The organism is Pseudomonas germanica, assembly GCF_019614655.1.
In the GTDB taxonomy this organism is placed as follows: domain Bacteria; phylum Pseudomonadota; class Gammaproteobacteria; order Pseudomonadales; family Pseudomonadaceae; genus Aquipseudomonas; species Aquipseudomonas neuropathica.
On sequence record NZ_CP071586.1, the window covers coordinates 3,528,117 to 3,547,359 of the forward strand.

Here is a 19,243-nt window from a genome sequence, read left to right on the forward strand (position 1 = left end):
CGCCGGGGAGGGCGGGTTTCATCTTCCGCCCCTTCCCCTGTGGCGCGTTGACGACTATCTTGGGCGAGCCTTGCAGTTCCATCTATCCACTTTAAGCAGCACCAAAGCGCACCAAAAGAGTGCGCAAGGTCACCCCATGACAACGTGCAATTCGCTCCAGGTTCAAGCGTTCAACACCGCCGATGTGGCCGAACAAGTCCGCGCCACACCGGGCTGGGTCCAGCATTACCAACAGATGTCGCCGGGCCATTTCGCCGGGCAGATCCGCTATCTGGATCTGCAGGGTGTCGAGGTCTACGAAGAGCAGATGAACACCCGCGTCGAGCAGAACTTCAGCGCGCCGTCGGGTGCTTTGGCGTTCTGTTTCGATCGCAGTGACAACGCGCTGTATCTGCTCAATGAAGAGAGCCGCAACATCTGGATCACCCCGGAGAACTACCAGGAAATCGCCGTGGTGTTCGGTCCGGAGTTTGTCCGCCAGCACGGTCTGAATGTGGCGAAACTCGAAGGGTTGTTCATGACCCAACTCAACTGCGGGCAGAACGCCTTGTTCAGTCGCTGGTTAAGCTCGACTCTCACGAAGATGTCGCAAGCTGTTGATCTGCTTGATAAAGATGCGCTGACAAAGCAACTGCTCGAAGACTGCCTGTTCATTCTCGACAACGCTCACACCAGTCTTGATCGCGGCGGATTACAGCGGCGTACTGAAGAGCGGATGATCATGAAACGGGTAGGGGAGTGGGCGGCCGATTCGCCGGAAGACACGGTCAATCTGCTGGAGCTTTCGCAAGTGGCCGGGGTGCCGTTGCGGCAATTGCAGCAGGCGTTCAAGGCCTACACCGGGATGACCCCGAGTCACTGGCTGCGCCTGCGCCGGTTGAACAGCGCACACCGTGAATTGCTCAAGCGCCGACCCACGGAAACCACCGTGGCGGAGGTGGCGATGCACTGGTCGTTCTGGCATTTGGGAAGGTTTTCCAGCAGTTACCGGGCGTTGTTCAAGGAGTTGCCGAGCGAGACCTTGAAGCGCTCATGAAAGCTGTCGCGGTTAAAAAGGCTTTGTGTCGGCGCTCAAGTTAAATAGAATCACTCTCATTTGAAACTGACTTCGCGCAGGACTCTTGAGATGACTGAAGCAGCGACGCCATCGCCGCAGCACCTGCACGAACTGTATCGCGACCATCGAGGCTGGCTGGAAACCTGGCTGCGGCGGCGCATGGGCAACGCGTGGGATGCGGCGGACCTGAGCCAGGATACCTTCTTGCGCGTGCTGTGCAGCGCTCAGCCGATTGTAGATATGCGCGAGCCGCGCGCGTATCTGCTGACCGTGGGCAAACGCCTGCTGAGCAATTTCTACACCCGCCGCAGCCTGGAAAAGGCCTATCTCGAAGCACTCGCGCAGTTGCCCGAGGAATGCGTGCCGTCGCCCGAGCAACGTTGGCTGCTGCTGGAAACCCTGCAAGCGCTGGATGAGCTGCTCGATGGTTTGCCGCGAGCGGTGCGTCGGGCCTTTCTCCTGAGTCAGCTCGAAGGCCTCGCTTACCGTGAAATTGCCGAACGGCTGCAGGTTTCTGAACGCAGTATAAAACGTTACATGGCAATGGCTTACGAACATTGCTTGATGTTGGATCTATGATGCGTGTTGCGCCCAGCACCGAATCGCGCGAAGTTGCCCGTGCCGCCGCACAGTGGTTGGCATTGCTCGAATCCGGCGAGGCCAGTGAAGCCGATCACGTGCGACTCAAGCACTGGCGCGACAGCGATAGCCGCCATGAAAACACCTGGCAGAAGATTCAATTACTGCGCCAGCGCTTTTCCAGTCTGCCAGCAGAATTGGCCATGGCCACACTCGATCGCCCGGATCTGGCGCGGCGTGCAGCTCTGAAAAGGGCGCTGGGTCTGGCGGCGCTGGTGCCGACGGCGTGGTTGATCAGTCGCCAGTTGCCGCTCGACGTCTGGCGCGCGGATTTGCAGACTTCCACCGGCGAACACACGCGAACACGGCTGGCCGACGGCAGCACCTTGCAACTGAACACCGCCAGTGCGGTGAACGTCGATCTGGCCAGCCGTCAGTTGACGTTGGTGCGCGGCGAAATGGCGCTCAACGTTCCGGGTAGCACGGCGTTGACGGTCAACGCGCCGTACGGTCGGATCATTGTCAGCCGCAGCGAAGTCTGCGTGCGCCTCAACCAGCGTGATTGCACCGTGTCGGTGGTCAGCGGTTCGGTGCAATTGCAGCCGTTGCACGGGCCGGCGCTGCAGTTGAACGCCGGGCAACAGGTCAATCTGCAGGCTTCCGGCGCCGGGTCGGTCGCGCTGTTCGACGCCAAAATGCCGGGCTGGCGTGACGGTGTGTTGATGGCGCAAAACCAGCCGTTGGGGGACTTTCTTCGCGAGTTGAGCCGTTATCGCTCGGGGCTTCTGCGCTGGGAGCCGGCACTTGAACGTCTGCGTGTCACCGGCAGTTTCCGCCTCGACGACACCGATAAAGTGCTGACGCTGCTGGCGGCGAGCCTGCCGTTGGAGGTCCATTCGCGCACGCGTTTCTGGGTAACGCTGGCGCCGCGAAAAAATTTCGTCTGAAGCCTGTCCCTTTTTTTCGCCTCACCGGTCATTGCAGGTAAGTGAACAAAATCGAGAGCTTCTTCCAATGCCCGCAGTATTCCCAAGTCGTTTGCGTCCGTTGTTGCAGTTGAGCCTCCTGCTGAGCCTGAGTGCCAGCCCTGTGTTGATCCAGTCCAGTTGGGCCGAAGACGCCGCTCGGCGCAGTTACCAGGTGCCGGCCGGTAGTTTGAGCGCCGCACTGACCCGCTTTGCCGGGTTGGCCGGGGTCAATCTGTCGGTCGATCCGGCACTGGTGAGTGGCCGCAACAGCAACGGCTTGTCCGGTGAATTCGCTGTGGAGGAGGGGTTCGCTCGCTTGTTGCTGGGTTCCGGTCTGCAACTGCAACCGCTGGGTGAGCAGGCCTATACACTGATTCCAGCCGCCGAGGGCAGCAGCCTGCAACTGGCGCCGACGTCGATTCTCGGTGCCACCGGTTCCAGCGATGCCGATGTGTTTGCCGGCGGCCAAGTCGCGCGGCGTGGCTCGCAGGGTTTGCTGGGGTCGAAAGACTTCATGGAAACCCCGTTCAGCATGACCACCTACACCAGCGAGGCGGTGAAGAATCAGCAGGCGCGCACCTTGGGCGATCTGATTTCCAGCGATCCATCGGTGCGCGCGACCAATCCGGCCGGTGGACGTTACGAGCAGTTCACCATCCGTGGTTTCAGTTTGTTCAACAGCGACGTCGCCTATAACGGCCTCTATGGGGTGCTGCCGACTTACACGATCGACATGGAAATGGCCGATCGCGTCGACATTCTGAAAGGCCCGAGCCAACTCATTAACGGCATCTCGCCACGGGGTAGCGTGGGCGGAGGCATCAATGTGGTGCCCAAGCGTGCCACCGACAAACCGATCACCTCGCTGACGGCCAACTATGCATCGAACAATCAGGTCGGTGGCGCGGTGGATGTCGGCCGGCGGTTCGGTGAGGACAATCAGTTCGGCCTGCGCTTCAACGGCGTCAAACAGTCCGGTGATACCGAGTGGGATGATCAAAGTGTCGACCGCGACATGGCCGTGCTCGGCCTGGATTTTCGCGGTGAGCGCTTGCGACTTTCGACCGATATCGGTCACACCGAACGCGACACCGACGCGCCGCAGGAGCGCGTGCAGGTCGCGGTCAATGCCAAGGTTCCGAGCGCGAACAAGGTGCATCGCAACTACGCGCAACCGTGGACTCAGGCGAAAACCGAGGACACCTTCGGCACGCTCAACGCTGAGTTCGACGTCAATGATTCGGTGATGCTGTACGGCGGCGTCGGCGCGCGCAAAAGTAATCATGACTTCTTGCGCCACGCCGTTTCCGTCACCAACGATGCCGGTGATTTCAGCGTTCAACCGCGTGATTTCACCCGCGACGAGAATGTCCGTACCGCAACGGCCGGCGTGCGCAACTGGTTCCATACCGGGCCGGTGAGCCATGAGGTCAATCTGGTGGCCAGCTACTTTTATATGGATTTCGAGAATGGCGGCGCGCGTTATGCGGCCGGGCGCAGCAATCTGTATGACCCGGTGGAAACCGCCAAACCCGGTACGCCGACGCGCTACGACGCCAAGGTGTACACCGAAAACCGCTTCAGCGGCGTGGCGTTGTCCGACACCTTGGGCTTCTTTGATGATCGGCTTCTGTTAACCCTCGGTGCGCGCTGGCAACGAGTGAAAGTCGATGACTGGAGCGATGACGTCAAAGGCGACACGGCTTACGACGAGGAAAAGGTTTCGCCCTCGGGCGGCATACTGTTCAAGGCGACTGACAAGCTGTCGCTCTACGCCAACTACATGGAAGGCCTGAGCCAAGGCAAGATTGCGCCGTCAACGTCAGTGAACGAAGACGAAATCTTCCCGCCGTTTATCAGTCGTCAGGTCGAGATCGGAGCCAAGTACGACGCCGGTTCGTATGCGTTAACGGCAGCAGTATTCAGGATCAAGCAACCCGCCTATGAAACCAACGCCACGACCCGGGTCTTCGGCCCGAACGGCAAACGACAGAACAACGGCGTGGAGCTGAGCATGTTTGGCGAACCGCTCAAAGGCGTCCGGTTGCTCGGCGGCGTGATGTACATCGACAGCGAGCTGACCCACACCACCAACGGCACGTTCGACGGCAACCGTGCGCCGGCGACGCCGAAATACAACGTCAATCTGGGCGCAGAGTGGGACGTGCCGACTGTGCAGGGGCTGACGCTGACAACCCGTGGCATCTATTCCAGTTCGCAGTATCTGGATCAGTCGAACGAGAAGGAGATCGACGCTTGGGAGCGCTTCGACGTGGGTACGCGGTACGCCTTCAAAGTCGATGAAAAAACCATCACCCTGCGCGCCAATGTCGAGAACGTTCTGGATAAAAGCTACTGGAGTTCAGCAGGCGCTTCGGATGACAGTGAACCGGGGTTGACGTTGTCGACACCGAGAACTTATCTGCTTTCAGCGACAGTGGATTTCTGATTCCACTCGGAAAATCAAAAGCGTGCTATCAGCGAGCTGACCCACTCTTACAGTGATGTCCTGACCACCAATGGACAGTCAACTCGCTGAGTGCCCGAAAGCTCCAGGGTCTCGATCAGATGCCGTGCAGCCTGGCGCCCAATTTCGTAGTACGGCAGTTGCACGGTGGTCAGCGGAGGGATGAACAACTCGGCAATGCCGATCATGTTGTCGTAGCCGAGGACGGCGACATCGTCGGGAATTTTCAGGCCGCGCCCCAACAACAGTTGATAGGCACAGAGGGCAATGCGGTCGTTGCCACAGATCAGAATATCGAATTGGGGACGACCATCAATGACATGCCGGTCGAGGATAGCGGCTGTTTCACCATAGGCATCATGATCGGAAAGGTCGTATTGCAGGAGCGTGTCAGGCGCCAGTCCGAATGCCTGACAGGCACGCTGCAGGCCTTTTTGTCGCAGCCCCCATGCCAGACTTTGTTTCGGCAGATTGATACACAGCGGACGCTGGTAGCCGAGGCTCAACGCGTGGTGTACGGCGCGATACTGGCCCATTTCGTCGTCGGGTACATAGCTGACGAGGCTGCTGTCATCTGCCAGACAATTGGCAAGCACTAAAGGCTTGCTCTTCAAGCGCTCGGGAATGCTGACCTGGCGAAACCCCATGGCGCTGAAGATCAAGCCATCCGGACGGTGCGACAGCATCAGGTCGATGTTCTGGTCGGTGGGCGGGTTGCTTAGCAGGTTGAGGATAAAGACATTCCAGCCGGCTTGCTGCGCAGTTTGCTCAATGGACAGCAGCAGCTCGACCGCGAAAGGTGTGGTCGCAGTGTCCAGCGCGAACACACCGATGGTTCGCGACTGCAGGTTGTCACCGCGCATCTTGCGCGCTGACAGGCTGGGTACGAATTGCAGTTCATCAATGGCACGACGCACCCGTAGAAGGGTTTCGGGGCTCAGTTTTTCCGGAGTATTGAGCGCTCGAGACACCGTCATCAGGGACACGCCGGCCAGTTGTGCAACGTCTTTCACTGAAGTCATGCGAGGTGCGGCCGGTCAGGTTGACGCAGAATCATGACACAGGGCCCGGGCTTCTCGCGACCCGAATGACGCCGCTCATGACCATGCAGAACCGAGCGGCCATGCCTTGGCAATCGAGACGCGTCCGCCACTCCCGCTTGCCACCAGCTTCACGCCCAGACTGTCGGAACGCGGATAGAGGCGACTGCTGAGGCTGAAGCGGCCGTTTTCGTCGAATACCTCGATGGATGAGCGATCAAGAAACACGCGCAGTTCCAAGCGCTCTTGTGTCGGGTCTATCGCCACGCTGCGCTGGCCTGTGACTTGCGCACCCGAGCGGCTGCGATCAAGCACCAGACGCTGCAGTGATGCATCGTAATAGAGCAGGGTTTCTTCACGGCCATCGTCGCTGCAACGCAAAGCGACTCCCAAGTGGCCGTCAGTGCAGCCGAGCAGATCCAGATGCACATGGATTTCGAGCATGTCGCCGTTTACTTGCGGTACCCAGCGAGTTCCCGAATCTCCCCACCACGGCGTACCCGGCAATTGCGCCATTCGCAGCGCGCTGAGCTCGCGTGCCGGATACACGCAAAGGCGATCGGCGCGCAGCTCAAGTTCGCGGGGCAATCCGAGCATGCCGCACCAGTGATGGGCCTGGCTGGGCATCGGGCTTTCCCACATGTCCAGCCACGCCCATACGAGGCGCCGACCATCGGCGGCCAACAGCGTCTGCGCCGCATAGAAATCGTGGCCGTTATCCAGCTCAATAAAAGGCCCGCCCGTGAAGTGCCACTGGTTATCGAGCTGGCCCACTCGATAACCGGTCTGGTATTTGTTGAGCCGATCGTAACCGTCGGCTTGCATGCCTTGCGGAGAGTACAGCAGCACATCGCGTCCATTCAGTCGAAACAGGTCCGGGCATTCCCACATATAGCCATCGCCTTCGCTGCCGGCGGACACATAGTCGAGGAATTCCCAGACGCGCAGATCCGTGGACCGGTACAGCGGGAGCAGCGGCAGATCGCCCAAACGTGCGCCGGCAATCAGGTACCAATAGCCATCCGCCTGCCAGACCTTGGGGTCACGAAAGTGCATGATGGCGTCTTGCGGCGCGCTGTCGATGACGGCCCCGTGTTTGACGAAGCGGATGCCATCGGTACTGGTTGCCAGGCACTGCACTTGACGGATCAAGCGTTCGTCACCCACTTCGCCCAGCCAGGTGTGCCCGGTGTAGATCAGGGCCAGGGTATCGCCACAGACCACGGCGCTCCCGGAAAAACAGCCGTCGCGGTCGCAGTCATCGCCGGGTGCCAGCGCAATGGGCAGGTGTTGCCAATGCACCAGATCGGCACTCTTGGCGTGGCCCCAATACATCGGCCCCCATTTCGCGTCGAAGGGGTGATGCTGATAGAAAACGTGATATTCGCCACGGAAGTACACGACCCCGTTCGGGTCGTTCATCCAGCCTGCCGGCGGGGCAATATGATAACCGGGTCGATAATCCTCGATGACGCGAGACTGGCTGTCAGCCAGGGCGCGCTGCGCAAGGTCAAGGGTCGAAGACATGGGATCGCTCGGAGTATTCAAAGACAAGGTCATAGGGCGCCTGCTCGGACTGAGCGCAAAGAGAGGTCATCCTGCGCGGATTCAATGGCGTGCGGGTGGCGCTTCAATGCCGTGCCGTCGCTGCCGAACAGATGGATCTTGTTGATGTCCAGCTGCAGTTCGACCCGATCGCCCGCCTGCCATCCGGCGTTGACTTCACAACGACAGATAAGTGGCTCGTCCTGCCCGGTATCCAGGTGCACATAGGTTTCACTGCCCAGGTATTCGACCCCGGTCACGACGACGCCTGCCGTGCCCTGCGCCGCTTTGAGCGACAGGTGTTCCGGACGAACGCCCAGGCTCAGCGAGGCTTCTGCCGCCAGGTCCGAGCTGTCGAAGGGCAGGGTGGTCATCCCCAAAACAGTTGCATCGACCAGGCTGGTTTCGCCCGGCGCATGCAGGCGGGCCGGCAGGAAATTCATTCTCGGCGAACCGAGAAAACCGGCGACAAAGCGGCTGGCAGGGCGCTCGTAGAGTTCGCGCGGTGAGCCGACCTGCTCGACGTGACCGCCATTGAGCACGACAATTTTGTCGGCCAGGGTCATCGCTTCGACCTGATCGTGGGTGACGTAGATCATGGTTGAGCGCAGTCGCGCATGCAGCCGGGCGATTTCGTTGCGCATCTGCACCCGCAAGGAAGCATCCAGGTTGGAGAGCGGCTCATCGAACAACAAAATGTCCGGTTCCCGCGCCATGGCTCTGCCCATTGCTACACGCTGACGCTGCCCTCCAGACAACTCTTTTGGCTTGCGTTGCAGCAGTTTGTCCAATTGCAGGATTTGCGCAGTTTTCAGTACGCGCTCGCGCAGGCTGCTCTTTTCAGTCTTGGCCAGTTTGAGGCCAAAACTGATGTTGTCGTAGACGCTCATGTGTGGGTACAGCGCATAGGACTGAAACACCATGCCGACGCCACGCTCGCGCGGCTCCAGGTCGTTGACCCGGCGCCCGTCGATCAGCAGGTCGCCGGCACAGATCGAATCCAGTCCGGCGATCAGCCGCAGCAGCGTCGACTTTCCGCAGCCCGAAGGGCCGACGAATACCACGAATTCACCCGCAGCGATCTCCAGGTTGATGTCGCGAAGAATCCGCGCGCCGCCCAATTGTTTGTTCACGTTGTCCAGTTTCAATTTCATCACGATGCGGTTCCTTGTCTTTATTGGGCATCAACCCTTTAACGCGCCGGCAGTGAGACCGGAAACGATTCGGCGCTGGAAGATCAGCACCAGAATCACCAGTGGGACGGTGACCAACACCGAGGCGGCCATCAACAAGCCCCAAGGCAACTCATGGGGGCTGCCGCCGGAAATCAAGGCAATGGCCACCGGCACCGTGCGTTGGCTGTCGGTGAGGGTGAACGTCAGGGCAAACAGAAACTCGTTCCACGCGGCGATGAAGGCCAACAAGCCCGTGGTGACCAGGGCGGGCCAGAGCAGCGGCAACAGCACGCGGGTCAGCGTCACCCAGGGCGACGCACCATCCATGATTGCCGCTTCCTCCAGTTCATGGGGCAGTTGTCCCATGAACGTGGTCAGCACCCAGACGGTGAAGGGCAGGGTGAAAATCGTGTAACTCAGGATCAACGCCCACGACGTGTTGTACAGGCCCAAGGCGCGGATCACTTCGAACAGTCCCGACAGCACCGCGACCTGGGGAAACATCGACACGCCAAGCACCATCATCAACACCGTGCCACGCCCACGGAATTTCACCCGGCCCAAGGCATAGGCAGCGGTCAGGCTGAGGAACAGCGCCAATGTGACCACGCACAGCGCAACCACCAGCGAATTACCGATTGCTCGCAGGAACGAGGCCTGGTGGAGGACCGCAGCGTAATTGGAGAAGTCAGGATTTTCGATCCAGTAGCTCACCTCGAACAAGGCGCTGGAGGGCTTCAGCGACGTCACGATGGCGTAGTAGAACGGGAAAACCGCATACAGCAGCAAAACCCCGATCAGGCACCAGAATCCGAGGCGCAACAGCGCTTTTTTCAGCAGGCACGGGCTCATGCGCGGACCTCCAGTTGACGGCGTCCGAGGTAGAGGTAAAGCATGGCGATCACCGCGACCACGAGAAACAACAGCGTCGACGCCGCGCTGCCGTAACCGACATCCTGGAACTCCACCAGGTGCTGACGGGCATACACCGACATGCTCATGGTGCTCGAGGAGTTCGAGGTCAGCACATAGATGACGTCGAATACCCGCAGCGAATCAAGGATGCGAAAGATCGCCGCCACCAGCAGTGCAGGCATCAACAGTGGCAGGGTGACGCGCCAGAACACCTTCAGCGGATGAATGCCATCGACCCTGGCCGCTTCGTAGCAATCGCTCGGCAACATCTGCAAGGCCGCCAGCATCAGCAGCGTGACGAAAGGCACGGTCTTCCAGACATCAACGATGATCACCGCCCACATCGACAGGTCGGCATCTGCCGTCCAGGCCAGGGGAGCATCAATCAGGCCGAGGCTGAGCATCAGGTGATTGATGATGCCGAACTGGTCGTTGAGCATCCATGACCAGATCTTCGCCGAGACAATCGTCGGAATCGCCCACGGAATCAGAATCAACGCCCGCACCAGAGAACGGCCGGTGAATTTGATGTTCAGCAGCAACGCCACCAACAACCCCAGCACGACCTCCAGTCCCACCGAGACCACCGTGAAATACAACGTGTTGCGCACTGCATTCCACCACTGTGGATCGACGAGGATGCCCGACCAGCCGGAACCGCTGAACAACAGATAATTGCTCAAGCCTATGAAGGTTGCGCCACCGGTGTCCGCCAGGCTGGCGTCGGTCAGACTGAACCAGAATGTGCGCAGCAGCGGCCAGGCGGCGACCAGGGCCAGGCAGACCAGCATTGGCGTCAGAAACAGCCAGGCAGCGCGCACCCGGCGACGTTGTACAGGCGTTTCCCTCGTGAGCAGCAGCTCGTCAAAGGGGGCATGGGTTGTAGAGACAGACATGGTGATTTCCTTCCTTGTGGCTTACCAGTTCCGGCGTTTGATGCGCGTAAGTTCGCTTTCCAGTTCGGCCAGTGCCTGATCCACGGGCAACTCGCCCGCCAGCACGCCATGCACCCGGTCGAAGAACGCATTGGAGACCCGTGGATAACGATCGGCGGTGATGGCGGCGGGGCGCATGACCCCAGCGTTGAGAATGCTGTGCAGCTGAGCGTAATAAGGCATGGCCGCGAGCAACTCGGGATCTTGATACAGCGACTCGATTACCGGGTTATAGCCGCCTTTCAGCGCTCGACGTTTTTGCTCTTGGGCACTACTCAGGTAGCTCACCAGCTCAGCGGCAAGTTTGGGATGCGCGCTGTAACGCGATACCGCCAGGCCCCAGCCACCGAGGGTGGAGGCATGCTCGCCGGTTTCGCCGCCGCGGGGCAGGGGAGCGACGCCGACCTTGTCTTTTACGGCACTGTCCTGGCTTTGCACCAGGGCCCAGACATAAGGCCAGTTACGCATGAATAGCGCATTGCCCGACTGGAATACACCACGTCCTTCTTCCTCGGTGTAATTGAGCACGCCACGCGGAGAGATGTCTCCGACCCAGCTTTTCGCCAGGGTCAACGCCGCTCTCGAGGCCTGACTGTTGACCACGATGTCGCCGCGTTGATTGATCAGGCCGCCTTGCGGTTGGCTACTGATCCACTCCAGCGCATTGCACGTCAGGCCCTCGTAGGCACGTCCCTGAAAGATATAACCCCAGGCATTGGCGTTCCCGGCGTTGCGTTCAGCCTGTTGCACATCCCTGGCGGTAGCGGTCATTTCCTCCCACGTTTGAGGAACCTGTTTGTTGTATTTTTCAAGCAAGTCCTTGCGGTAATACAGCAGCCCCGAGTCGGTGAACCACGGCATCGTCACCAGCCGGCCGTTGACCGTGGCGTTATCGACCTGGGCCTGGAAGTAGCCTTGGGTCGCGTTGGCGGGAAGCGCCTCCCGCAGATCCAGCAGGTGTTTGGCCAGCATCCCCGGCCACACCATGTCGATTTGAATGATGTCGATGTCGGTGGACTGCGCACTGAGGATCTGCTGGTAGAACGACAACCTCTCGGTCGCCGAGTTAGGCGTGGAGACCACCTCGACGTTGTTGCCGGTCTGTTTCGACCATGTCTCGACGGCCTCTTTGCACAGCTGCAACTCCGCACCCACCGCACCGCAAGAGATCGTCAGATCGGTTGCGTTCGACACGGATGGCAGTGCGGCAGACAGGGTGATCAATGCAACGGGCAGGAGCGATTTCAGGTGTTTCATCGAGCGTCCTTTATTTTTGTTTTTAGAAAAGTTAACGTTAACATCGCCAAATGTAGCAGCGTATTTGCGAGGAGGCATCCTTTTTTTGTCGTTTGTGACAACTCGCGACTCACGCAAAAAAGGCAACTGCGGCAACCAAAAAATAAAAACAAAACAGGGAATCAACATGCAGAAAGGATCAAGCTGGCTACTGGTCGGCGTGCTCGGCACATCGGCGGCGGCTTCTCAGGGCGCGACACTGGAAGAGCGCATGGCCGCACTTGAAGCGCGTGCCAGCGCAGCGGAAAAGCGTGCAGCCACGGCCGAACAGCAGACCCAGGCACTTGCCCAGGAATTGCAGCAGGTCAAACGCGCGACGCCGCCCTTGCAACCCGTCGCCTCTAACGCAACAGCCATTTCGGCACCTGCTCTGGACACCCGACTGGCAAAACTCGAAGCCCGTCAGCAAAGCCTGGAAAAGGAGGGCAGTACTGGGAACCTCACCGATGGGTTCAGCTTCAACGGCTATGCGCGCTCCGGATTGCTGGTTGACGAGGGGCTGGGTGGCGGGCGTGGCGGCCCTTATACAACGCCGGCCGGTTCGGTGGGCGGGGCAGTCGGGCGACTCGGTAACGAGGACGACACCTACATGCGTATCGACCTGTCGAAAGAGGTCTATGCGCAAAACGGTACCCGTTCCAAGTTCACGGTCTCCATCGCCGACGGCGTGGAAAGCTCCAATGACTGGACGGCCGACGAAAGCAACCTCAACGTACGCCAGGTATTCGCCACGCTCGACCATGTCGCCGCGTTCAAAGGCAATTCAGTATTCGAGAACGCTACGCTGTGGGCGGGCAAGCGCTTCGATAGAGATAATTTCGATATCCACTGGCTGGACTCCGACGTCGTTTACCTGGCCGGCACCGGCGGTGGAATTTACGATGTGCAGATGAACAAGCATTGGCGCTCGAATTACTCGTTGATTGGGCGTAGCTACGGGGATTTCAGTCAGGGCGGTATCAATGCCGATGTGGAAAGCTACGTCCTGACCTCCAACCAGTTCTTCGAGGATGGCCAGTGGCAGTGGATGTACAACGCCATCGGCGCCAAGAAAAACGATTTCGGCACCCACACCAACAAGGCCGGTTTGACGCCTGCGGATAGCGGTTTGCACAGCATGCTGGCCAATCACCAGAAAACCTTTTTCGGCAGGGAAGGCTTCTTCAAAACGGCGCTGCTCTATGGGCAAGGCCTGGGGGCAGAGGTCAAGAACGTTGGCTCGGATGGTGAACTGATCGACGACGCCCGCGCGCTGCGTCTGGCGCTTTACGGTGAGACGCCGCTGACCTCTGACTGGCGCATCGGGCCCAGCTTGCTGGCTGAACAGAGCAAGGATAGATACGTTAAAGGTGACGACTACCGCTGGCTGACCCTCAACGTGCGCTTGGCCAACAAAATCAACAGCAACTTCGAAATGGCCTACGAAATGAGCTGGCAAACCATGAACCTCGACCCCAAGGGCTATCTACAACGTAATGCGGTCGATGGTAACTTCTGGAAATTCACGGTCGCCCCGACATTCAAACTCGACGTCGGCGATCTACTCACGCGTCCGGAGTTGCGAGTGTTCGCCAGCTACATGAACTGGTCTTCGGATCTGGACAGGTTCAGTACTAACGACTCCTTTGGCATGTCCGACTTCCAGGCGGGAGGGGTGTGGCAATACGGCATCCAGATGGAAACCTGGTTTTAATTGTTGAACGCACTTGCGATAGTGCAGTGCTGGAGCGGCAAAGGATGCTCCAGGCTAATGATGTCGTTTCTTCCCAGGATGGATGATTACCCAATGCTCAAGTTCAATGCTCATCTCGGCTTCCAATTCAATGAATTGCCTTTTCTGCAGCGCATCGAAGCCGCGGCAGCCGCCGGTTTCCGGGCAGTTGAGTTCCCGTCACCGTATGAATTCGACGCAAGTCTGCTTGCCGACCATCTAGCCCAATACGGTTTGCCGTTGATTCAGTTCGCCGCCCCGGCTGGCGTTACCAAAGGCATCGCCGCGTTACAGGGCAGGGGAGAGGAATTTCGTGACGGGTTGCTCCAGGCCGCCCGCTACGCAAAGACCTTGGCGTGTGCGGATGTCCACATCATGTCGGGCGTTACCACGCAGAATGACGCTGAGCGAACCTACGCGGGCAACCTGGAATATGCGGTGAAGTACTTGGAAGACCAGGGGCTGCGGCCGCTGATCGAAGTGATCAGCGCAGAGGCGATGCCGGGCTATTACATGTCCGACTTCAGCAAGGCGCAACAGGTACTGGAGACCTTCCCGAGTGTCGGGCTGATTCTTGATCTTTACCATGCCCAGCTTTTGACCGGAGATGCAGCCGATGTGCTGGCGCGGTTCTATGACAGAACCGTGCATGTGCAAATTGCCGATTGCCCGGGTCGTCACGAGCCGGCAACGGGGAGTATCGACTTTGCTGCCTTGTTCGAGGCGCTGGAGCAGCGCGGCTACGCAGGATGGATCGGATGTGAATACCGTCCTTCTGGAACTACCGTTGAGAGCCTTGACTGGTTCAAGCAACTGAGTGCTTAGGTTCCAGGCGAAAATCTTTGAGTCGCTGATGTGGGGACAATCGCCGCCATCAAAGGCAGAAGCCCTTGATGGCCGAGCGAGAAGAACTCATCGATATCGGCCTGACGTTGGCGAGTAGGGGGGAGTAAATGCCTGATGCGGTTTTTGTAAGCAGAACTATCTTGTTCGGAGATTGTGATCCGGCAGGGGTGGTTTACACCCCGCGATTCTCATATTTTGCTGTAGAGGCCATTGGTATAGCACTCGACAGATGGGTAGGGGGGCCGGGGCTTAGGGCGGTGATGAGTTTTAATATATTGCCGCCGGTGCGTGCGATGTCGATCGAGTTGCTGTCTCCGGTGACGTGGGATGACGAATTGACTATTAAAGTCAGCGTGGCCAGGTTGGGCGAGCACTCTTTTACTTTTTTGGTTGAGGGTTTTATAGGCGAAGGCGTGCTGGCATTTACCGCGAATGTCACACACGTTTGTGTCTCACCGGAAAGTAAAGAAGTTGTACCCATTCCAGCTCCGTTGCGAGCGCTTCTTTCATAGACGATCAGATGGTTCCTCACAACAAAGCGCAACACTGGACTGGGATGCAAGATAAGCGTGGATCGATTGCAAAGCGATTCATTGAAAGGACGAGGACGAGCACGATGAACCGAACCAGTCATATTTGCCTGATGGCCAACTATAACGAATGGATGAACGCAAAGATTTATGAGGCAGCCAGAAGCCTGTCAGATGAAGAGCTCTTAGTGGATAGGAAAGCATTCTTTGGTTCAATTCTCGGGACGTTGAACCACGTGGTGGCCGGCGACACTGTCTGGCTAAATCGATTCGCCAAGCACCCTGCTAACTACTTGGCACTGGCACCGATTCAGCAGCTTCCTGCCCCCAAAAGCCTCGACCAGTTGCTTTTCTCGAATATCCGAGATCTTTCGGCACATCGAGTGTGGATTGATCAGCAAATTGTAGAGTGGTCTCGCTCCATTGCAGAGCCGGACCTGGATCACACCCTCAATTACACAAGCATCAAAGGAATACCTGCTGACAGGAGCTTTTATGGCTTGGTCATGCATTTTTTCAACCATCAGACGCACCACCGCGGACAAGTGACAACGTTGCTTTCACAAGCGGGTGTCGACATAGGTGATACGGATCTGGTCGCCCTCATTCCGCTTACATAACGGGGCAAGGCATCGTGCTCTACAATCGCTCATCCCAAGCAGTGTTTGATGTAGCGTTCGGTCAGTTCGACCTTCTTCTAAAGGGCGAATCAGTACCTATCGCAACTACGTTTGTGTGCCTGGGGCAGTCAGCTGCCAGTTCGGCACTGGGCCGCTTGCGTGAACACTTCAACGACCCGTTACTGGTACAAGTGGGGCGCCGCCTGGAACCCACAGCGCTGGGTCTGGAGTTGCTGCCAAAGGTGCGTGCAGCGTTGGCACTGACCTGGGAGATCGTCGACGCTCCGCTGAGTTTTGACCCGGCGAACTGCGACCGGCATATCACTCTGGTGGCCTCTGATTACGTCGCCGACGTGCTGCTTCCGGCGGTCAGTCGTTCATTGCAGACGCTGGAAGCAGCGGGGCGGATCACCAGTCAGCTGGATCCCAAGGACGCGCGGCGTTACACCGTGCGATTGACGGCTAGCGGTAAAGAACTGCATGACCGTGTACTCAAAGTTGCACTCGAGCGAGAAGCGCGCCTGCTCAGCGGATTGACCCCGGCTGAGGTCGATACGTTGGTCGACTTGCTTGGGCGTTTGCATATGCAAGTGCCCAATGTGAACAGTTATGACCCGAGTGAGGAGTGAATCAGCGAAAGATCGAAATTTGTCTGGAAAATTCGTCATTCGTCTTCGATATGCGCTTAACTACACTAAATGGTCGTTTAGTTGAGCTATAAGAAACCACCATAAAATCAACGGAGCGGGCGATGACTCAAGGTAAAGCAAGCGCACAAGACGTGATCAATGCGCTGAATCTCGAGCCTCATCTCGAAGGCGGCTATTTTCGCAGAACCTATCAGGCGGACCATCGTGACTGGCTTGAAACCGCTGCAGGACCGCGTTACCTGATGACGTCGATCTACTATCTGCTGACCGAACAATCACCGGTGGGCCAGTTTCATTTCAACCAGTCCGACATCCTGCATTATTTCCATCTGGGCGACGCGATCGAATACAGCCTGATCCATGCGGACGGTTCATTGCAGACAGTCGTCATGGGCAACGATGTTCTGGCAGGACAGCATCTGCAATTGCACGTACCGGGTGGCATCTGGAAAGCATCACGATTGCTGGACGGCAAAAACGGATTTGGATTGATCAGTGAAGCGGTTTCGCCAGGATTTGATTTTGCCGACATGGAGATGGGGAATCGCCAGAAGCTCACGACAGCGTTTCCACAGCATCGAGCATTGATTGAACAGCTGACGCGGGATGAGGATTGAGCGATGCAGATTCAGAGGATTATCAGGCTGGAGGGAAAGCCGGTTTGGAGCATTGCAGGAGAATGAAATCTTGCGGGCAACGTGGCTAATCTCGAAACATCTTGTTACGTGTAATGTATATTATGTTAAATCATATCTATTACAACGCCGCCGATTGAGCAACATCAACAAACGTCCACTTCAAATGGATTAACTTAACCTGAACCTCGCTGACCCAAGGATTCCCCATGCCTGCCGACGTGGATGTTGCAATTATTGGCGGTGGCCAGTCTGCACTCGCCGTGGCTTACTTCCTGCGCCGTACCGGGCGTTCCTTTGTGATTATTGATGCCGAAGCAGCACCGGGTGGCGCCTGGCGGCATGGCTGGGATTCCCTGCGACTGTTTTCACCGTCGACCTGGAGTTCCATCGCCGGTTGGATGATGCCTCCGGTCACTGACGGTTACCCCAGTCGCGACAACGTACTCGATTACCTGCGCCAGTATGAGCAACGCTACCAGTTTCCTGTCGCACGGCCCTACTGGGTCAACGCTATTGAACGTCGGGGTAATCACCTCAACGTAAAAGCCCAGGGCCGCAGTTGGCTGGCCCGCACCGTGGTCAGCGCGACCGGCACCTGGCGCCATCCTTACCTGCCGCATTACCCCGGCAGCGAAACCTTTACCGGCCAGCAATTGCATTCGGCCCACTACGTTAACGCCAAACCGTTTGCCGGAAAAAAAGTCCTGGTGGTAGGTGGTGGCAATTCCGGTGCACAGATCCTCGCTGAAGTCTCGCAAGTGGCCGATGCCACTTGGGTCACTCCGCAGCCACCAGAGTTTCTTGCCGATGACGTTGATGGACGCGTGCTCTTCGAACGCGCCACCGAACGCTGGAAAGCGCAGCTGGCCGGCATCGTCATTGAACAACCGGTTGGCGGCCTGGGCGATATCGTGATGGTGCCGCCAGTCGTTGAGGCACGGGAGCGCGGCGTGTTGCACGCGGTTCGGCCGTTCCTGCGCTTCACCGAGACCGGCGTGACTTGGGCTGATGGCTCGCAAACGCCGGTCGACGCGGTGATCTGGTGCACCGGCTTCCGCCCTGCCCTCGGCTATCTGGAATCACTGGGCGTGTGTTCCGCCGACGGGCGCGTGGCCGTCAAAGGTACGCATTCGATTCAGGAACCGCGTTTGTGGTTGGTGGGTTATGGCGACTGGACTGGCGCCGCTTCCGCGACACTGATCGGCGTGACTCGAACGGCGCGCAGTACCGTCGAGGAAATTGAGCGGTTTTTGCTGGAGCAGTGAGTCGGCGCAGCGCAGCTCAGGCAACGCTGATTGACATCAAAATCAACGTCCTTTATCAGCATTTCTGTGCAGGAGACGCAAAATGAGCGTCGACGCACGACCTGATCGGGCGATATCCCTGAAAGCGAGTGACGCAAGCGCAATCCCTCAAGCTCGTTGAGGTCCCTCTCAGGAATTAAAATGTCTTAACCCGCTTTGTTCTCAACAAGGCAATTGCCTCCATCCACCACGAGCAATTCCCCTGTGATGTAACTCGCTTCAGGTGAAGCCAGGAATACAACGGCTGCGGCCACTTCGTCTGGTCGCCCCGCTCTCCCGAGAGGCGTAGAACGTGCGGCTTTGACTTCATCAGGCGTGCTCGACCCTGTAGCTATCCAGCCAGGGGCAACTGAATTCACAGTGATACCTTGATGAGCCACCTCAAGAGCTAGACTCATGTTCATTCCTACCATTCCCGCCTTTGCAGCACTGTAAGCAGCCTCCCCTGGATTACTCGCCCGTGTGCCGGTAGTTGAGCTGATGTTCACTATGCGGCCATAGCCTCTCGCTCGCATCCCAGGCAACACCCCTTGGGTTAACAGAAACGCAGTTGTCAGATTTCTAGCGATGGAAAGATTCCAGCTTTCGAGGCTCGTACTCGTGAACTCGGAGAACTGTTCTGGACTCCCTTGCATCGCCATACCGGCATTATTTACAAGAATATCGATGCGGCCCCAAACGGCCTCAGCCCAAGCGACGAATTCACTCACCTGAGTTTCCTGAGTCAAGTCGACCGGTCGACCCACTGCTTCGAAGCCGGCGGCACGTAACTCCGCAACCCGCTCATTGATGCGTGCGCTGCTTGCCGTGACGATCAACTTGGCCCCTTGAGCCCCAAGACGATGGGCAATGGCCATACCGATTCCAAGCTCACTGCCCGCGCCACTCACAAGTGCCACTTGATCTGCCCAGGTTGAATTCATCATCGTTGCCTCTGTTGAAGGTTTGCGAAGCACACGAGGCTTGC

General features: G+C 58.1%; 18 protein-coding genes. 11 read left to right on the plus strand and 7 right to left on the minus strand.

Annotation, left to right across the window (positions count from 1 at the left end; genetic code table 11):
• The first annotated feature begins 136 nt into the window (after positions 1–136).
• The 4 genes from J0G10_RS15740 (at position 137) to J0G10_RS15755 (ending at position 5,053) form a co-directional block, all read left to right on the plus strand.
• Complete coding sequence (locus J0G10_RS15740; protein WP_220556164.1) at positions 137–1,036, plus strand: helix-turn-helix domain-containing protein; 900 nt, start codon at positions 137–139, stop codon at positions 1,034–1,036.
• A gap of 90 nt (positions 1,037–1,126) precedes the next feature.
• Entirely contained in the window at positions 1,127–1,636 is a 510-nt protein-coding gene (locus J0G10_RS15745) for a sigma-70 family RNA polymerase sigma factor (protein ID WP_220556165.1), read from the plus strand.
• Positions 1,636–2,583, plus strand: coding sequence for a FecR domain-containing protein (locus J0G10_RS15750; protein ID WP_220556166.1), 948 nt, complete (start codon positions 1,636–1,638; stop codon positions 2,581–2,583). Before J0G10_RS15745 ends, J0G10_RS15750 begins: the two co-directional genes overlap by 1 nt.
• A 67-nt stretch (positions 2,584–2,650) precedes the next feature.
• Positions 2,651–5,053, plus strand: a complete 2,403-nt coding sequence (locus J0G10_RS15755; protein WP_220556167.1) for a TonB-dependent receptor — start codon at positions 2,651–2,653, stop codon at positions 5,051–5,053.
• 47 nt (positions 5,054–5,100) lie between these two features.
• Here the strand turns inward: J0G10_RS15755 and J0G10_RS15760 are convergent, their stop codons facing one another.
• The 6 genes from J0G10_RS15760 to J0G10_RS15785 form a co-directional block, all read right to left on the minus strand.
• The gene (locus J0G10_RS15760) at positions 5,101–6,093 is read right to left on the minus strand and encodes a LacI family DNA-binding transcriptional regulator (RefSeq protein ID WP_220556168.1); all 993 of its coding nucleotides are present in this window, start codon (positions 6,091–6,093) and stop codon (positions 5,101–5,103) included.
• Between the two features lie 75 nt (positions 6,094–6,168).
• The gene (locus tag J0G10_RS15765) at positions 6,169–7,638 is read right to left on the minus strand and encodes a glycoside hydrolase family 32 protein (protein WP_425355392.1); all 1,470 of its coding nucleotides are present in this window, start codon (positions 7,636–7,638) and stop codon (positions 6,169–6,171) included.
• Between the two features lie 29 nt (positions 7,639–7,667).
• Positions 7,668–8,813 carry an ABC transporter ATP-binding protein gene (locus J0G10_RS15770; RefSeq protein ID WP_245397979.1) on the minus strand — a complete coding sequence of 382 codons (1,146 nt, stop codon included), beginning with the start codon at positions 8,811–8,813 and terminating at the stop codon, positions 7,668–7,670.
• A 27-nt stretch (positions 8,814–8,840) separates the two neighbouring features.
• Positions 8,841–9,683, minus strand: coding sequence for a carbohydrate ABC transporter permease (locus J0G10_RS15775; RefSeq protein WP_220556171.1), 843 nt, complete (start codon positions 9,681–9,683; stop codon positions 8,841–8,843).
• Positions 9,680–10,642 carry a carbohydrate ABC transporter permease gene (locus J0G10_RS15780; protein ID WP_095048929.1) on the minus strand — a complete coding sequence of 321 codons (963 nt, stop codon included), beginning with the start codon at positions 10,640–10,642 and terminating at the stop codon, positions 9,680–9,682. The genes J0G10_RS15775 and J0G10_RS15780 overlap by 4 nt, the downstream gene beginning before the upstream one ends.
• Before the next feature lie 21 nt (positions 10,643–10,663).
• A complete protein-coding gene (locus tag J0G10_RS15785; RefSeq protein WP_220556172.1) occupies positions 10,664–11,938 on the minus strand; it encodes an ABC transporter substrate-binding protein in 1,275 nt (424 codons plus the stop codon).
• Positions 11,939–12,104: 166 nt separating this feature from the next.
• Here J0G10_RS15785 and J0G10_RS15790 point away from each other — a divergent pair, with 166 nt between their 5' ends.
• The 7 genes from J0G10_RS15790 to J0G10_RS15825 all read left to right on the plus strand — a co-directional run bounded on the left by J0G10_RS15790 (position 12,105) and on the right by J0G10_RS15825 (position 18,237).
• Entirely contained in the window at positions 12,105–13,670 is a 1,566-nt protein-coding gene (locus J0G10_RS15790) for a carbohydrate porin (protein ID WP_220556173.1), read from the plus strand.
• A gap of 93 nt (positions 13,671–13,763) precedes the next feature.
• Complete coding sequence (locus tag J0G10_RS15795; RefSeq protein WP_220556174.1) at positions 13,764–14,513, plus strand: hydroxypyruvate isomerase family protein; 750 nt, start codon at positions 13,764–13,766, stop codon at positions 14,511–14,513.
• Positions 14,514–14,641: 128 nt separating this feature from the next.
• Entirely contained in the window at positions 14,642–15,046 is a 405-nt protein-coding gene (locus J0G10_RS15800; RefSeq protein ID WP_095048932.1) for an acyl-CoA thioesterase, read from the plus strand.
• A gap of 104 nt (positions 15,047–15,150) precedes the next feature.
• A complete protein-coding gene (locus J0G10_RS15805; protein WP_220556175.1) occupies positions 15,151–15,684 on the plus strand; it encodes a DinB family protein in 534 nt (177 codons plus the stop codon).
• Between the two features lie 14 nt (positions 15,685–15,698).
• Positions 15,699–16,313 (plus strand): hypothetical protein, encoded by a 615-nt coding sequence (locus tag J0G10_RS29995; protein WP_245397980.1) that lies wholly within the window; start codon positions 15,699–15,701, stop codon positions 16,311–16,313.
• A 122-nt stretch (positions 16,314–16,435) separates the two neighbouring features.
• Entirely contained in the window at positions 16,436–16,951 is a 516-nt protein-coding gene (locus J0G10_RS15820; RefSeq protein WP_220556176.1) for a cupin domain-containing protein, read from the plus strand.
• 227 nt (positions 16,952–17,178) lie between these two features.
• Positions 17,179–18,237, plus strand: coding sequence for an ArsO family NAD(P)H-dependent flavin-containing monooxygenase (locus tag J0G10_RS15825; RefSeq protein WP_220556177.1), 1,059 nt, complete (start codon positions 17,179–17,181; stop codon positions 18,235–18,237).
• A 185-nt stretch (positions 18,238–18,422) separates the two neighbouring features.
• Here the strand turns inward: J0G10_RS15825 and J0G10_RS15830 are convergent, their stop codons facing one another.
• Positions 18,423–19,199 (minus strand): SDR family NAD(P)-dependent oxidoreductase, encoded by a 777-nt coding sequence (locus J0G10_RS15830; RefSeq protein WP_220558868.1) that lies wholly within the window; start codon positions 19,197–19,199, stop codon positions 18,423–18,425.
• Positions 19,200–19,243: the final 44 nt, after the last annotated feature.

Coding starts and splice junctions, on each gene's coding strand:
- J0G10_RS15740 (WP_220556164.1), top strand. CDS start 137: ATGACAACGTGCAATTCGCTCCAGGTTCAAGCGTTCAACACCGCCGAT.
- J0G10_RS15745 (WP_220556165.1), top strand. CDS start 1,127: ATGACTGAAGCAGCGACGCCATCGCCGCAGCACCTGCACGAACTGTAT.
- J0G10_RS15750 (WP_220556166.1), top strand. CDS start 1,636: ATGCGTGTTGCGCCCAGCACCGAATCGCGCGAAGTTGCCCGTGCCGCC.
- J0G10_RS15755 (WP_220556167.1), top strand. CDS start 2,651: ATGCCCGCAGTATTCCCAAGTCGTTTGCGTCCGTTGTTGCAGTTGAGC.
- J0G10_RS15760 (WP_220556168.1), bottom strand. CDS start 6,093: ATGACTTCAGTGAAAGACGTTGCACAACTGGCCGGCGTGTCCCTGATG.
- J0G10_RS15765 (WP_425355392.1), bottom strand. CDS start 7,638: ATGTCTTCGACCCTTGACCTTGCGCAGCGCGCCCTGGCTGACAGCCAG.
- J0G10_RS15775 (WP_220556171.1), bottom strand. CDS start 9,683: ATGAGCCCGTGCCTGCTGAAAAAAGCGCTGTTGCGCCTCGGATTCTGG.
- J0G10_RS15780 (WP_095048929.1), bottom strand. CDS start 10,642: ATGTCTGTCTCTACAACCCATGCCCCCTTTGACGAGCTGCTGCTCACG.
- J0G10_RS15785 (WP_220556172.1), bottom strand. CDS start 11,938: ATGAAACACCTGAAATCGCTCCTGCCCGTTGCATTGATCACCCTGTCT.
- J0G10_RS15790 (WP_220556173.1), top strand. CDS start 12,105: ATGCAGAAAGGATCAAGCTGGCTACTGGTCGGCGTGCTCGGCACATCG.
- J0G10_RS15795 (WP_220556174.1), top strand. CDS start 13,764: ATGCTCAAGTTCAATGCTCATCTCGGCTTCCAATTCAATGAATTGCCT.
- J0G10_RS15800 (WP_095048932.1), top strand. CDS start 14,642: ATGCCTGATGCGGTTTTTGTAAGCAGAACTATCTTGTTCGGAGATTGT.
- J0G10_RS15805 (WP_220556175.1), top strand. CDS start 15,151: ATGAACCGAACCAGTCATATTTGCCTGATGGCCAACTATAACGAATGG.
- J0G10_RS15820 (WP_220556176.1), top strand. CDS start 16,436: ATGACTCAAGGTAAAGCAAGCGCACAAGACGTGATCAATGCGCTGAAT.
- J0G10_RS15825 (WP_220556177.1), top strand. CDS start 17,179: ATGCCTGCCGACGTGGATGTTGCAATTATTGGCGGTGGCCAGTCTGCA.
- J0G10_RS15830 (WP_220558868.1), bottom strand. CDS start 19,199: ATGAATTCAACCTGGGCAGATCAAGTGGCACTTGTGAGTGGCGCGGGC.